This window comes from Halochromatium sp., from assembly GCF_046541315.1.
GTDB lineage: Bacteria > Pseudomonadota > Gammaproteobacteria > Chromatiales > Chromatiaceae > Lamprobacter.
This window is the reverse complement of the sequence record NZ_JBKHDN010000073.1, coordinates 1-12,387: the sequence shown is the minus strand read 5'-3', so window position 1 is coordinate 12,387 and position 12,387 is coordinate 1. Positions and strand designations below refer to the sequence as shown.

Genomic DNA, 12,387 nt, shown 5'->3' with positions numbered 1-12,387 from the left:
CGTCGATGCACGCTCTGCCAAGAGCGCCATGAACGCGGTTTGAATCCGCACTGATGCTGCAATGAGCCTCAGGATGCGACCTTCAAGCTACAGCGCCGGACCGGCCGCATCGACCTGCAGCTGTTGGTCTGGCGCAAAGGTCAGCGGCAGTATCACGGGCTGTTCTTCACGCGGTCCGACAGCCCGATTCAGCGCCTTGAGGACTTGCGCGGTCGAATCACCCGCGCGCACGCGGGCGCCTTCAACAATGGGGACGGGGAGCGGGTTCCGGACGCGATCAAGTCGGAGCTGCGTCTCTTTCACCGAACGCGGCCCATCCTGCGCTGGCTAGTGAGGAGATCGCGCAGGGCAAGCGGCTCTGGTTCTGCATCGCCGATGGCGACGAGGTGATCGGCTCCGCGCGCATCGCCGTTTTCGATGACCGCGAGCGGGCCTTGCTGCAGGGCCTGGACGAGCAGGTCGCGGGGGCTTGGAAACGCTTCGAGCCTTGGCGTCACGGGCCAAGGCCGAGCTGTGCCTGAATCCTGCGAGCGTCTTCGGGTCGGTTGAGATTGAGGAAAGGACTCGGGATTTGCTCAAAGGTGGCGATAGCGACCCGATGACGGGCGAGCCAACCCAGGACGCTGCGCCCACCGCCGCGCAGGTAGACGCCAAGGTCGGCGCCGCTGTCGACAGGGATCAAGGCGTGCAAAGGCTGACTGCGCTCTTGGTCGGCGGCGATGGCGATGCGCGCCTGGCTGGCGGCGAGCGCGGTGGCGAGGCGCGCGCCGAGGTTGTGCGGAATCAGCGGGGTGTCGCAGGGTGAAACCAGGAGCCAGCCGGGGGCCGCTGCGGGGTCGCGCTGCATCTGGTCAGCGAGACGGGTCTGGGCTTGGGCCTGGGCTTGGGCCTGAGCTGGAAGCCGGGCCGGGGATCGCTCTTGCGGCCATGTCGCGATCAGGTCAAGGGCCGTGGCGATGCCGGCGAGCGGACCTTGGAATGGCGGCTCTTGGTGCGACGGATCAGTGGTCCCGGCGGCCGACGGATCGGACCGATGGGCGACATCCTGTCTCGCCTTGAGCCTTGCGTCGGGCTCAGCTGCGGAGGGGGGTTGGCGATCGCCTGCCGGTGCGCTCAAATCGCCGATGGAACGATCGCTCAAGACCGGACAGCCGAGCCTGGCATAGTCCTCGCGGTGACGGTTGGCACTGATCAGCAGCTGTGCGACCTGAGGCCGTAGCGCTTCGGCAACCCACTGCGCCAGCGGCCGGCCGGCGAGTTCGACCAGGCCCTTGTCGACGCCCCCCATGCGCCGTCCGGCGCCGCCGGCGAGGATGAGGCCGACGACCTGATCGGCGCAACAGCGCTCAGGGCGCGAGTCGCTCGATCTGCCAGGGCGCATCGGGCGCTTCTCGGCGATAGCGGAAGCGATCGTGCAGACGGCGGTCGCGACCTTGCCAGAATTCGATGCGGGTCGGGATGACGCGGTAACCGCCCCAGAAGTCCGGTAGCGGGATCTCGCCGTCGCGAAAGCGCTGTTTGATCTGGGCCACCTGCTGCTCAAGCAACGCGCGCGAGCCGATGACCTGACTCTGGGGCGAGGCCCAGGCGCCGATGCGGCTGCCACGGCCGCGGGTGACGAAGTAACGCAGCGACTCGCGCGTTGGAATCCGCTCGGCGCGGCCGAGGATGCTGACCTGCCGCGCCAGTGCCACCCAAGGGAAGAGCAGCGCGACCTGGTTGTTTGCGTCGATCTGCTGGGCCTTGGCGCTTTGGTAATTGGTGAAGAAGACAAAGCCCCGGGCGTCATAGAGCTTGAGCAGGACGGTGCGCAGGCTCGGCTGGCCCTGGGCGTCGACGGTGGCCAGGGACATCGCGTTCGGCTCCGGGATCTGGGTCGCGAGGCTGTCCTGATACCAGCGCTGGAACTGAACGATCGGGTCCGCATCCAGTTCATCGCGGGCGAGTCCGCGCTCCATGGCCTGGGCACGGAAGGCGGCGGGATCGATGTTGGTGTGCTCTGGTGTCGCGAGATATTCCATTGTCGGCGGCGTGCTCTGTCCAGTCTCGGGTCGTGCTCGGATCGCTCTTATATTGGTTGGCTAGCGGGGGCTGCGAGCGAGCGTTTATTGGCCGCCCTTGCGGAGTCGCTCGTCGATCTCGGCCTCGGCGGCGGCCCAGTCGGCGGCATCGTCGCCGGGCGCGAAGCCACGCTTTTCGGCGATGTAGTAGGCGGCTTCCTCGATCATGCGGCGGCGTTCCTCGGGCGTGACCTCGGTCACTGGCTTGAGGGTCACCGGGCGCTCCTCGCGGGCCTTGGGTGCCTGCGTCGACGCGGGCGGTGCCGGAGGGGTCGGCGGCGCGGACGCCGGAACCGGAGCCGGGTTCGCGGCAGGCGCGGCCTTGGAAGCGGCGGCCTTCTTGGTCGTCGTCTTCTTGGTCACCGGTGCACTGCGAGCGCTGGCGCTACCCGGGCTGCCGGCTGGCGTGCCGGGACTCGCGGCGGCGCTGTTCGCGGTTGCCTTTTTGGTCGCCTTTTTCCTGGAGGCGCTGGGGGTCGTCGTCGTGCCGCCGGTCTTGGTCGAGGCCGTCTTCTTGGCCGCCGCCTTCTTGCTACCGGTCTTCTTGGTGACCGGTTTGTCGGCGGCCGCAGCGGCCTTCGCGGTGGTCTTCTTGGTGACGCCGCGCTTGTCTTCAGCCATGTCGTTCACTCGCCTCCGGAAACTGTGTTGAGATGCGATGCTTGCAGAGAATACACGACCTTTCTGGTCAATCGAAGCGTGTTGCCGAAGCGATCATTCGGCTCAGGCGGCGAGATGTGTGATCGGTAGACCCTCTGGCCTGGCGGAATGCGCTCGTCCCGCAAGCGGTGAGGTCGAGTTCCTGGGAGCGGCACCACAGGTTTCGCCCCATGAGCCTCATTCCTCTCTGAGGGCGCGGGCGGGAACGGCCTTGGCGGCGCGCTGGGCCGGGTAGAGGCCGGCGAGCACGGCGGCGAGCCAGGCCAGCAGCAACCCGGAGAACAGGGTTGGCGGCTCGACTCGCATCGGCATGGTCCAGCCGAAGGAGCGCAGGTTGATGACGCTGATCAGCAGGTCGCCCATCGCCAGGCCGAGCGGGATCGCGAGCAGGCCGGCGGCAAGCCCCATCGCCGAGGTCTGGATCAGGATCAGCGCCCGCAACTGGCTGCGGGTCATGCCGGTGGCGCGCAGCACGGCATAGTCGCGGGCGCGCTCGAGTTCGAGCGCCATCAGCGCGCTGAGGATGCCGACGAAGGCGACGCCGATGGCGAGCAGGCGCAGCACCTTGGTGATGGTGAAGGTCTGGTCGAAGATCTCCAGTGAGCGTGCGCGGATGGCGCGGTTGGTCTGGACGCTGGAGGCGATGTCGAGTTCGGCGAGGCGCGTTTCGACCGCTCGGCTGACGGCCTCGTCATCGGCATCCTCGCTCAGCATCAGGCCGAAGGAGGAGATGGCCGGATCATCCCAGCGTTCGGCGTAGATCGGGCGCGGCAGGATCAGGGTGCCGCTGTCGCTGCCGTAGTCCTGGAAGATGGCGCCGATCTCGAAGCGCTGCCAGCCGCGGGCGGTGAACAGCTCGAGGCTGTCGCCGACCTCAAGCTGGCGGCGGTAGGCGAGCGGTTGCGAGATCAGCAACAGCTCGCCGGCATGCCAACGCGGCCAGAGCTGGTTCGCCGTCGGGCCTTGGAAGTCGAAGCCGCGCGGCTGGCCGGTGCTGGATTCGAGCGCGAGCATGCGCACCGGGCCGGCGCGGGTCTCGATGCGGGCGCTGCGGCCCTGGCTGATGGCGCTCACCTGGGGCAATGCGAGCAGTTGCGCGCCCAGTTCCGCTGGCAGGTCGCCGCCGCGACCGGCGCCGCCGCTGGACTCGGCGGCGATGTAGAGGTCGCTGGTCAGGGTGTTGGCGAGCCAATCGGAGACGCTGGCGCGAAAGCTGCCGATCATGATGCTGACGCCAAGGGTGGCGGAAACCGCTACGGCGAGCGCGGCCACGGCCAGGCCGGAGCGGGTGATGGAAGCGGTGATGCCGCGCGCGGCGAGTCGGCCTTGGGTGCCGAACAGACGCCCGAACAGCGGCGTGGTCAGGGTCGCGAAACCGTGCAAGGCGAGCGGCATGAGCAGGGCGCTGCCCACGATGACCAGGAACAGCGCGAGGAAACCGAGGCCCATCGAACGCGCCGAGAGGCCGATGAGCGCGATTCCGCCAATGATCAGCAGCCCGCCGCCGATGGCGAGCCAGGGCAGGAGCCGGCGGACCTGACCTTCGACGCGCGTGCGGCGGATGACATCGCGCGGTTGCGAGCGCGCGGCCTCGAGGGCGGGGCCGAGGGCGGCGAGCAGCGTCACGCCGATGCCGAGACCGGCGCCCTTGAGCAAGGAGAGCGGCGCGAGGTGCAGGCTGCGGACACTGAGCTGGAAGTAGACGTCATTGATGGTGCGGGTGACGAGCTGCACCAGCCCGGCGCCGACGGCGATGCCGAGCAACACGCCGAGCACGGCGCCGATGAGTGCCAGGATCAGGGTCTCGCCGAGCACCAGCGCGAACAGCTGAGCGCGCGTGGTGCCGAGCATACGCAGGGTGCCGAGCAGCGGCCGGCGTTGGAGCACGGCGAAGGTCATGGTGTTGTAGACGATGAAGGCGCCGACCAGCATCGCCAGCAGGCTCATCGCGGTCAGGTTGGTGTGGAAGGCGCGGGTCATCTGGGCCAGTGCATTGCTGCGCTGCGCGGCGGGCTCGAGGCGGATGCCGGCGGGCAAGACAGCGGCGACGCGTTCGGCCTCGGCGTCGGTCAGGATCAGGTCGATGCGCTCGATCTCGCCGAGGCGCCCGAGCACCTCTTGCGCGGTGGCGATGTCGGTGAGCGCGAGCCCGCTGAGGCCGGCCTGCTCGGGCAGGATGGCGGCCAGGGTCATGGTGACCTTGTCGGCACCAAGATCGAGTGCGAACCGATCGCCCGGGCGCAGGTCGAGGCGCTCGGCATCGTCGCGGCTCAGCGCCAGGGTGGCGGGGTCGCGGAGCAGACGCAGCAGGCCGAGGAGGCCGTCCGTGCTGGCAGCGGCGCCGTCCGAGCGGCCAAGACTCATGCTCAGCTCCGGGCGCATCGCGGCGGCGGCGAGCAGATCCATGCCGAGCAGGGTCAGGCTGCGTTCGCCGATCCGCACCGGCGCGTCGATCACCGGCGTCGCCTTGGCGATCCCCTGTTCGAGTCGCCATTCGGCGTAGAGGGTCTCCGGGATGGCGCCGCTGGCGGCGAGTATCTGATGCGTCGCGGGGCCGGTGACCTGTTCGAGCGAGCGCTGAAAGCCGCGCTTGGCGCTTGCGTTGGCGAGATCGACGGCGATGACCACGGCGACCCCGAGCGCGATGCCGGCGATCGAGAGCCAGGTCTGCCAGCGATGGCGCGCGAGGTAGCGCCGGCTGGCCTTGAGCAGGGCCGGAGTCAGCATGCGCGGAACCGATCGCGGCCGCAGCCGAGGCGTTGCGCGCGCCGCTGACGGAGCTGGGCGAGCCTCACCAGGAGAGCGCCTCGCTCGCGGTGGTCAGGCGACCGTTGTCGAGCGCGAGGATACGATCGGCGATCGCGGAGACCTTGCGGCTATGGGTGACCAGGATCAGGGTGCGCCCCTCGTCGCGGAACAGATGGGCGAGGAGGTCGAGCACGACCTGGCCGGTGCGGGCATCGAGGTTGCCGGTCGGCTCATCGGCCAGCACCAGTGCCGGATCGTGGATCAGCGCGCGCGCGATGGCGACGCGCTGCTGCTCGCCGCCGGAGAGTTCATCGGGAAAGGCCGCCTCGCGACCATCGAGCCCGACCCGGGCCAGCCAGGCGCCGACCCGCTCGCGGCGCTCGCGGGCCGGCGTGCGATTGAGTTCGAGCGGCAGGCCGATGTTCTCGGCCAGCGTCAGGGTCGGGATCAGATTGAAGAACTGATAGATGAAGCCGATGTGCGCGCGCCGCAGCAGGGTCAGTTCGGGTTCGCCCATGGCGGCGATGCTGCGGCCCATGATCTCGACATCGCCGGTGTCGGGCTTGTCGATGCCGGCGAGCAGATTGAGCAGGGTGGATTTGCCGGAGCCGCTTTGGCCGATCAAGGCGATACATTCGCCACGGTCGACGGTGAAGTCGATGTCGGCCAGCACGGTGCGTCGTTGCAGGCCCTCGGCATAGGATTTCCCGAGATTCGTGACGGCGAGGATCGGGGGCCGATCGCGGTGCGCGTAATCCATCGGGGTCAGAGCCAACGCAGGAGATAATACAGACGCTGGCCCTCGGAGGAGGACGAGGGGCCATAGACGACCGCCGGCTCGAGTTTCCTGGCCTGGTCGCGTCCGGCGCGGGCTGCGGCTTCAGTCTCGACCAGGGTCACGCAGCCCTCCGGAAAACGGGCTCTGCGCTTGCTGGGGGCCTTGATCAAGGCGAAGCGCTCGGCGAGCGAGGTCGAGTCGGGATCGATGATGATCTGTGGCATTGCGGTGAGTCTCGAAGGGCCAAACGCGCCTGGTTCCAACTCAATGTCGCGTGCTTGACCCTCAAGATCAAGCGCCGCGATGCGGCGAGCATGGACGGTCATGCGCATTCGGCGGTGACAGACGCCGTCGATCCGCTATCATCGGGCGCAGTCGTTCCTCCTGTTGGAGATCAAGCCCCGATGCACGCCCATCACGCCCTGGTCCTGAACCTGCATCAACCCCCGGGTAACCTCGAGCATCTGCTCGACGAACAGACCTGGGAGGCGCAGGAGATCCTGTTCGCGCTCGATCGCATGCCGCGCAGTCTCTGGGGCCAGGAAGACCTGGCGCGGGTGCATCTGTCGCTTTCCGGCACCCTGCTGGAAACCCTCTCGAACCCGGATTTCCAGGCCCGCGTCTACGGCATCGTCGATTGCGGCAAGCTGCTCTGGTTCCTGCAAAACCAGCGGATCTTCGACATTCTCGGCACCGGCTACTACCATCCGGTGCTCCCGCTGATCCCGCCCGCCGATCGCCCCGAGCATCTGCGGCGCTGGCAGGGCATCGCGCGGCACCTCTTTTGGCGCGCGCGCTTCGATGGCTTCTGGCCGCCGGAGATGGGCTTCTCGATGGAACTGATCCCGCTGCTGCGCCAGTTCGGCTATCGCTATGTGCTGGTCGATAGCGAGCATGTCGAGCCGCTGATGCCGATGAGCTGGCAGGAGCTGCGCTACCGGCCACATATTGCCCGTTACGGCGACGACGAGATCATCGTCGTGGTACGCGACCGCGAGCTGTCCGATGCGCAGGAATCGGGCATGGACCCGGACTGGTTCGTCAACGAGGTCGCTGAGCGCACGCGCTGGTGTGACTTTGCACCGCTGGTCACCACGGCCACCGATGGCGAGAACGGCGGCTGGTTCCGCAACGTCACCGACGGCGCCAACTACTGGTCGGCGTTCTACCGGCCGCTGCTGGATCGGATCCGGGCGGGTCGCGCCGAGCTGCGCCCGACCTTCATCCATGACTATCTCGATACCCATGGCGCGCAGGGCGAGGTGCGCGTGGCCACTGGCGCCTGGAACACCGGCTGGCATCACGGCACCGGCTTCACCCAGTGGACCGGCTCGCAAACGCAGCGCGCTGTGATCGCCCGTTACGATAGGGTCAGCAAGCGGTTGCACGGCTGGCTCGGGCAGTCCAGCGCCGCTGGCACCGAGGAGACCGCCCTGGGCGCGACCGCGCCGGTTGTCGGCGCTGCCAAGGTCGCCCAAGGTGAGCGCCCGGCGCCGCAACCCGAGTCGACCGAGCCGCGAGACTCGGCCGAGTCGGCGCCCGTCATCGATGTGCTCCCGGCGTCACTGCGGCAGCGGCTCGACGATGCCCAGTGGCGTCTTCTCCGGGCCGAGACGAGCTGCAATCTGTTCTGGGGCGAGGCCTGGTGCGATCGCGCCACCGCCGATCTCGCGGTGGCGGAACAGTGCCTTGACCAGATCGATGCCGAGCTGGATCGCCAGCCGAGATGAATCGCCAATCGTCGCCGTGCTGGTCGATGCCGACGGGCAAACCAGACACATCACCTTAAATCCCAACCCCACCCGGAGTCCGCTCACATGTCTCATCTTCCCGAACACATCGACGGCCTGCCCAACATCTGCGGCCAGGAATCCACCATCGAACAGGCGATGCAAGCCGGCAAGGACCAGTCGCTCGCGCAGTCTCCCGGCGCGGTTGACTTCGGCTCGATCCGCGCCGCCTGCGCCATCGCGCTGCATCAGCATCAGCCGCTGATCCCGGCTGGCGGCGACGATCTGCAGACCGCCACCATCATCAGCAACCTCAAGTACATGATGGACCACCAGGACATCGGCGATAACTACAACGCGCCGGCCTTCGTCTGGTGCTACAAACGCATCGGCGAGTTCATCCCGCAGCTGATCCATGAGGGCAAGTCGCCGCGGGTGATGCTGGAGTACTCGGGCACACTGCTCCATGGCTTGCGCCAGATGGGCGAGGACCATGTGCTCGATGCGCTCAAGGGCATCACCATGAACCCCGATTACAACTGGGCTGTGGAGTGGCTGGGCATGCCTTGGGGTCATGCCGTGGCACCCTCGACGCCGGTGCAGGACTATCGGCTGCATGTACGGGCCTTCCAGCACCATTTCGCGGCGCTGTTCGGACTGGATGCGCTGGAGCGGGTGCGCGGCTTCTCGCCGTCGGAGATGGCCCTGCCGAACCATCCCGATGTCGCCTACGAGTTCGTCAAGACCCTGAACGATTGTGGTTATCAATGGGTGCTGGTGCAGGAGCACAGCGTCGAGCAGGTCGACAATGGCTCACATCCGCAACGCCCGCACCTGCCGCATCGGCTGGTCTGTACCAACTCCAAGGGAGAGACCGCGAGCATCATCGCGCTGGTCAAGACGCAGGGCTCGGACACCAAGCTGGTCGCGCAGATGCAGCCCTGGTACGAGGCGCAGGGGCTGGAGCGCTGGGAGCTGGCCGGCAAGCAGGTGCCGCCGCTGGTGACGCAGATCGCCGACGGCGAGAACGGCGGCGTGATGATGAACGAGTTTCCAGATAAGTTCTTCGAGGTGGTGCGTCAGGCCTCAGGCTCCGACGTGCCGCTGATGAATGGCAGCGAGTATCTGGAGCAGCTGTTCGCGCTCGGCATCGACGAGAGCGATTTCACCGAGATCCGCCCCGTGCAGCAGGGCAAGATCTGGGGGCAGATGCAGCCCGGCGACGGTCCGGAGAAGCTGGCTCAGGTCATCGAGGAGCTGAAGCAGTCCGACCACCAGTTCCACATGGACGGCGCCAGCTGGACCAACGATCTGTCCTGGGTCAAGGGCTACGACAATGTGCTCGGACCGATGGAAGAGGCCAGCTCAGCCTTCCACGAGAAGGTGCTGAAGCCGAAGACCCCGACCGATGATCCGAACTATCGCAACGCGCTCTTTCACCTCATGGCCTCGCAGACCAGCTGCTATCGCTATTGGGGCCAAGGCCAGTGGACCGATTACGGCCGCGAGATCTGCCGGCGGGTGATGGAGATCGTCAAGCACGATTTCGGGTGATCGATACGGACCCGCCGCCCCCTTCTAGATGACACAATGGGCACGTCAAGACGCCAAGGCACGCCTGAGCATGTCGCGTGGGCAAGACCTCACGCGTGCACGGCCTTCTGGCGTGTCATCCAGCCGCAAGTCGACGGGAGGGCTTCGGAGCGCCTCGACAAGGGGCAACGTCAGCCGATCGCGCGACGAGATCGTCTCTCAGGATGCCCTGACTCCGCTGCACCATGGCCTCATCGACGTTTGAAGGGGGCGATCCTAACGAGCCCTGTCGGGTATGCGAACGCCTGCGACCTTGGCTGACCTGCCGCGATTCGAGCATGGAAACGGCCCTGGCCGATGTGCCGCGCTTCGCGCGCAGCCGTGAGCCGGTGCTGATCCAAGGCGAGACGGGCACCGGCAAGGAGCTGGTCGCCCGCGCCCTGCACGGCCTCGGCCCGCGCAGCCAAGGCCCCTTCGTGCCGGTGAACTGCGGCGCCATTCCAGACAGCATGCTGGAAGCCGAGCTATTCGGCTACGAAAAGGGCGCCTTCACCGGCGCCGTGCGCCGCCACCGCGGCCGCTTCGAGCAGGCGCATCAAGGCACGATCTTCCTCGACGAGATCGGGGAGATGCCGCCCCAGGCCCAGGTCTCGCTGCTGCGGGTTCTGGAGGAACGGGCGGTCCATCGCATCGGCGGCGAGGCACCCGTCGCGGTGGATGTCCGGGTCGTCGCGGCGACCCATCGCGCCCTCGACGAGCGTCTCGCCTCGGGTCTGTTCCGCGAAGACCTGTTGTATCGGCTCAACGTCTTGCCATTAGAGCTGCCGCCGCTGCGCGAGCGGCGCATCGACATCCCGCTATTGGCCGAGCATTTCCTCCACAACGGCCTGCAGGACATGGGGTGGCAAGCGCCGATGCCGAGGCTGACAGACGAGGCCGCACAACTGCTTGCCCGTTACGACTGGCCCGGCAACGTGCGTGAATTGCGCAACCTGATGGCACGGCTCGCCGTGCGCCTGCCGGAGGAGGCCCCTGAGCTATCGGCCGCCTCGGTGTATCAGCTCCTGCCGCAGCGGGGACGCGAGCGCTCCGGCGTGGTCGACGGCGTATTCATCCCGGTCGGCACCACCCTCGCCGAGGCCGAATGGCTGCTGATCGATGCCGCGCTCAAGGCCGCCGACTACAACCGCAGCCGTGCCGCCAAACTGCTCGGGATCGGCGAGCGCACGCTGCGGCGCAAGCTGAACGCCAGCTGACCGCAGAGATCGGCCATCACGGCCAATTTGGCCGCCTTGCCTCGCGATAGTGCCGTGCACACCCAGATGACCAACGCGCGTCTCATCGACTTCGGGGTGCTAGAATGGCGCTTTCCGGTGCTGCTGGAGTCGTTCTCGATCCGCGATGGCTCGGGCGGTGCCGGCCGTCACTGCGGCCGCGGCTGCAACGCTGCTTCGAACCTGCCGCGATCGAACCTCGGGCGCTGCTTGAATAGTCCGCGCAGGCCGGAATGCGATCCTACAAAGAGCAGGACGACGCACATGAACGGGATTCGCCAAGCGGATCGACCAGTCGACGAACCACAATCGCCTGTATCGGGCTCACCACTGATCAAGTTGTCCGCCCTGTTTATCGCCGTGGCAATGCTGGTTATCGGCAATGGCCTCAGCGGAACCCTAGTCAGCGTGCGCGCGGTGGGCGAGGGCATGTCCTCTGTGACGATCGGTTGGATCATGTCGGCGTATTTCTTTGGCTTCGCCGTAGGCTCTTCGTACGCCTCCCGTCTCATCGAGGCAGTGGGCCATATCCGCGCCTTCGCCGCGCTTGCCTCGATCTGCTCTGCTTTGGCCATCGCCTATCCTCTGATCATTGCCCCGGCCGTCTGGTTCCTGTTTCGCCTGCTCTTCGGGGTCTGCTATGCCGGTCTGGTGGTCGTCATCGAGAGCTGGCTCAATGCCTCGGCTGAACGTGACCAGCGTGGGCGAATACTGGGACTCTATAATTTCATACTGGTACTCGGATACGTTGCAAGCCAGTCGCTTCTAACGCTGGCGCCGACAGAAAGCTTCATGCTCTTCGCTGCGACCTCGATCCTGCTCTCGTTGGCGCTGGTTCCGATTACGCTGACGCGTGCCGGCGTTCCGGGCAAGGTGGCTGCCGATCGGGTGTCGATGAAGCGACTCCTTGACTTGTCGCCGCTGGGCTTCGCGGGTGCCTTTGTCGTGGGCACAGCCATGAGCGCGTTTTGGGGCATGGGACCCGTTTTTGCCACGCGCGTCGGTTTCGAGGACGAGGGCATCGCCCTGTTCATGGCGATCACGATGTCCGGAGCGCTTGCCTTTACCTGGCCGCTAGGACGGCTGTCGGACAAGATTGACCGTCGCCTCGTGATCATCTTTGCAGGCCTGATTGCGGCATTGGCAGCCCTCACGATCGTCGTTTTAGAGGAACGACCGAGCGCGGCGCTACTTGGTGCTGGCTTCGTCTTCGGCGGTTTCGCGATTCCAATCTACTCCATCAGCATCGCGCATGTGAACGACCGCATCGCTGAGGGCGAGGTTGTAGCGGTTGCAAGCCGTTTGGTGCTGATTTATGGAGCCGGAGCCGCACTTGGCCCCTTACTCGCCAGTGCGTCGATGCGCCTGTTAGGCACTCAAGGACTCTTCGTCTATATCTCGGCGACGTTCGGGATGCTGGTACTGTTCGGGCTGGTTCGCTTAGGCTTCCGCGGTGAAGGCGTGCTGTGGCCGAAGCGGGGTTTCATCATCGTTCCGCGGACCACGCACGTCAGTCTTCAACTGCATCGCGACCGGCGCGGCCAGGGGCCCGGTAGAAGCGCCCCTGCCTGAAGGCCGGTGAACGATCAAACGCGGTCGGGGTC

The 12,387-nt window shown here is 66.7% G+C and carries 10 protein-coding genes; 4 read left to right on the top strand and 6 right to left on the bottom strand.

Features of this window, described 5'->3' with window-relative positions; all coding sequences use genetic code 11:
- Positions 1-493: 493 nt before the first annotated feature.
- From mobA to ACLFQI_RS06775, 6 genes are all read right to left on the bottom strand, one after another.
- A complete protein-coding gene (mobA, locus tag ACLFQI_RS06800) occupies positions 494-1,381 on the bottom strand; it encodes a molybdenum cofactor guanylyltransferase (RefSeq protein WP_410758149.1) in 888 nt (295 codons plus the stop codon).
- Positions 1,347-1,958: a pyridoxamine 5'-phosphate oxidase gene (gene pdxH / locus ACLFQI_RS06795; protein ID WP_410758150.1), complete on the bottom strand. Its 612-nt coding sequence runs from the start codon at positions 1,956-1,958 to the stop codon at positions 1,347-1,349. The genes mobA and pdxH overlap by 35 nt, the downstream gene beginning before the upstream one ends.
- Before the next feature lie 147 nt (positions 1,959-2,105).
- A complete protein-coding gene (locus ACLFQI_RS06790; RefSeq protein WP_410758148.1) occupies positions 2,106-2,681 on the bottom strand; it encodes a DUF2934 domain-containing protein in 576 nt (191 codons plus the stop codon).
- Positions 2,682-2,897: 216 nt separating this feature from the next.
- Positions 2,898-5,447 (bottom strand): FtsX-like permease family protein, encoded by a 2,550-nt coding sequence (locus tag ACLFQI_RS06785; RefSeq protein WP_410758147.1) that lies wholly within the window; start codon positions 5,445-5,447, stop codon positions 2,898-2,900.
- Between the two features lie 64 nt (positions 5,448-5,511).
- Positions 5,512-6,228, bottom strand: a complete 717-nt coding sequence (locus tag ACLFQI_RS06780) for an ABC transporter ATP-binding protein (RefSeq protein ID WP_410758146.1) — start codon at positions 6,226-6,228, stop codon at positions 5,512-5,514.
- A 5-nt stretch (positions 6,229-6,233) separates the two neighbouring features.
- The gene (locus ACLFQI_RS06775) at positions 6,234-6,470 is read right to left on the bottom strand and encodes a hypothetical protein (protein WP_410758145.1); all 237 of its coding nucleotides are present in this window, start codon (positions 6,468-6,470) and stop codon (positions 6,234-6,236) included.
- Between the two features lie 180 nt (positions 6,471-6,650).
- On the opposite strand from ACLFQI_RS06775, the gene ACLFQI_RS06770 reads away from it, so the two are divergent.
- The 4 genes from ACLFQI_RS06770 to ACLFQI_RS06755 all read left to right on the top strand — a co-directional run bounded on the left by ACLFQI_RS06770 (position 6,651) and on the right by ACLFQI_RS06755 (position 12,355).
- A complete protein-coding gene (locus ACLFQI_RS06770) occupies positions 6,651-7,976 on the top strand; it encodes a glycoside hydrolase family 57 (RefSeq protein WP_410758144.1) in 1,326 nt (441 codons plus the stop codon).
- A gap of 87 nt (positions 7,977-8,063) precedes the next feature.
- Positions 8,064-9,530: a glycosyl hydrolase family 57 gene (locus tag ACLFQI_RS06765; RefSeq protein ID WP_410758143.1), complete on the top strand. Its 1,467-nt coding sequence runs from the start codon at positions 8,064-8,066 to the stop codon at positions 9,528-9,530.
- 317 nt (positions 9,531-9,847) lie between these two features.
- Positions 9,848-10,765, top strand: a complete 918-nt coding sequence (locus ACLFQI_RS06760; protein WP_410758142.1) for a sigma-54 interaction domain-containing protein — start codon at positions 9,848-9,850, stop codon at positions 10,763-10,765.
- Positions 10,766-10,819: 54 nt separating this feature from the next.
- On the top strand, positions 10,820-12,355 hold the full coding sequence (locus ACLFQI_RS06755; protein WP_410758141.1) for an MFS transporter: 1,536 nt from the start codon (positions 10,820-10,822) through the stop codon (positions 12,353-12,355).
- The last annotated feature ends 32 nt before the right edge of the window (positions 12,356-12,387 follow it).

Excerpts from the sequence above, each read along its gene's own strand:
- ACLFQI_RS06760 (WP_410758142.1), top strand. The coding sequence starts at position 9,848 with ATGGAAACGGCCCTGGCCGATGTGCCGCGCTTCGCGCGCAGCCGTGAG.
- pdxH (WP_410758150.1), bottom strand. The coding sequence starts at position 1,958 with ATGGAGCGCGGACTCGCCCGCGATGAACTGGATGCGGACCCGATCGTT.
- mobA (WP_410758149.1), bottom strand. The coding sequence starts at position 1,381 with ATGCGCCCTGGCAGATCGAGCGACTCGCGCCCTGAGCGCTGTTGCGCC.
- ACLFQI_RS06765 (WP_410758143.1), top strand. The coding sequence starts at position 8,064 with ATGTCTCATCTTCCCGAACACATCGACGGCCTGCCCAACATCTGCGGC.
- ACLFQI_RS06775 (WP_410758145.1), bottom strand. The coding sequence starts at position 6,470 with ATGCCACAGATCATCATCGATCCCGACTCGACCTCGCTCGCCGAGCGC.
- ACLFQI_RS06785 (WP_410758147.1), bottom strand. The coding sequence starts at position 5,447 with ATGCTGACTCCGGCCCTGCTCAAGGCCAGCCGGCGCTACCTCGCGCGC.
- ACLFQI_RS06770 (WP_410758144.1), top strand. The coding sequence starts at position 6,651 with ATGCACGCCCATCACGCCCTGGTCCTGAACCTGCATCAACCCCCGGGT.
- ACLFQI_RS06790 (WP_410758148.1), bottom strand. The coding sequence starts at position 2,681 with ATGGCTGAAGACAAGCGCGGCGTCACCAAGAAGACCACCGCGAAGGCC.
- ACLFQI_RS06780 (WP_410758146.1), bottom strand. The coding sequence starts at position 6,228 with ATGGATTACGCGCACCGCGATCGGCCCCCGATCCTCGCCGTCACGAAT.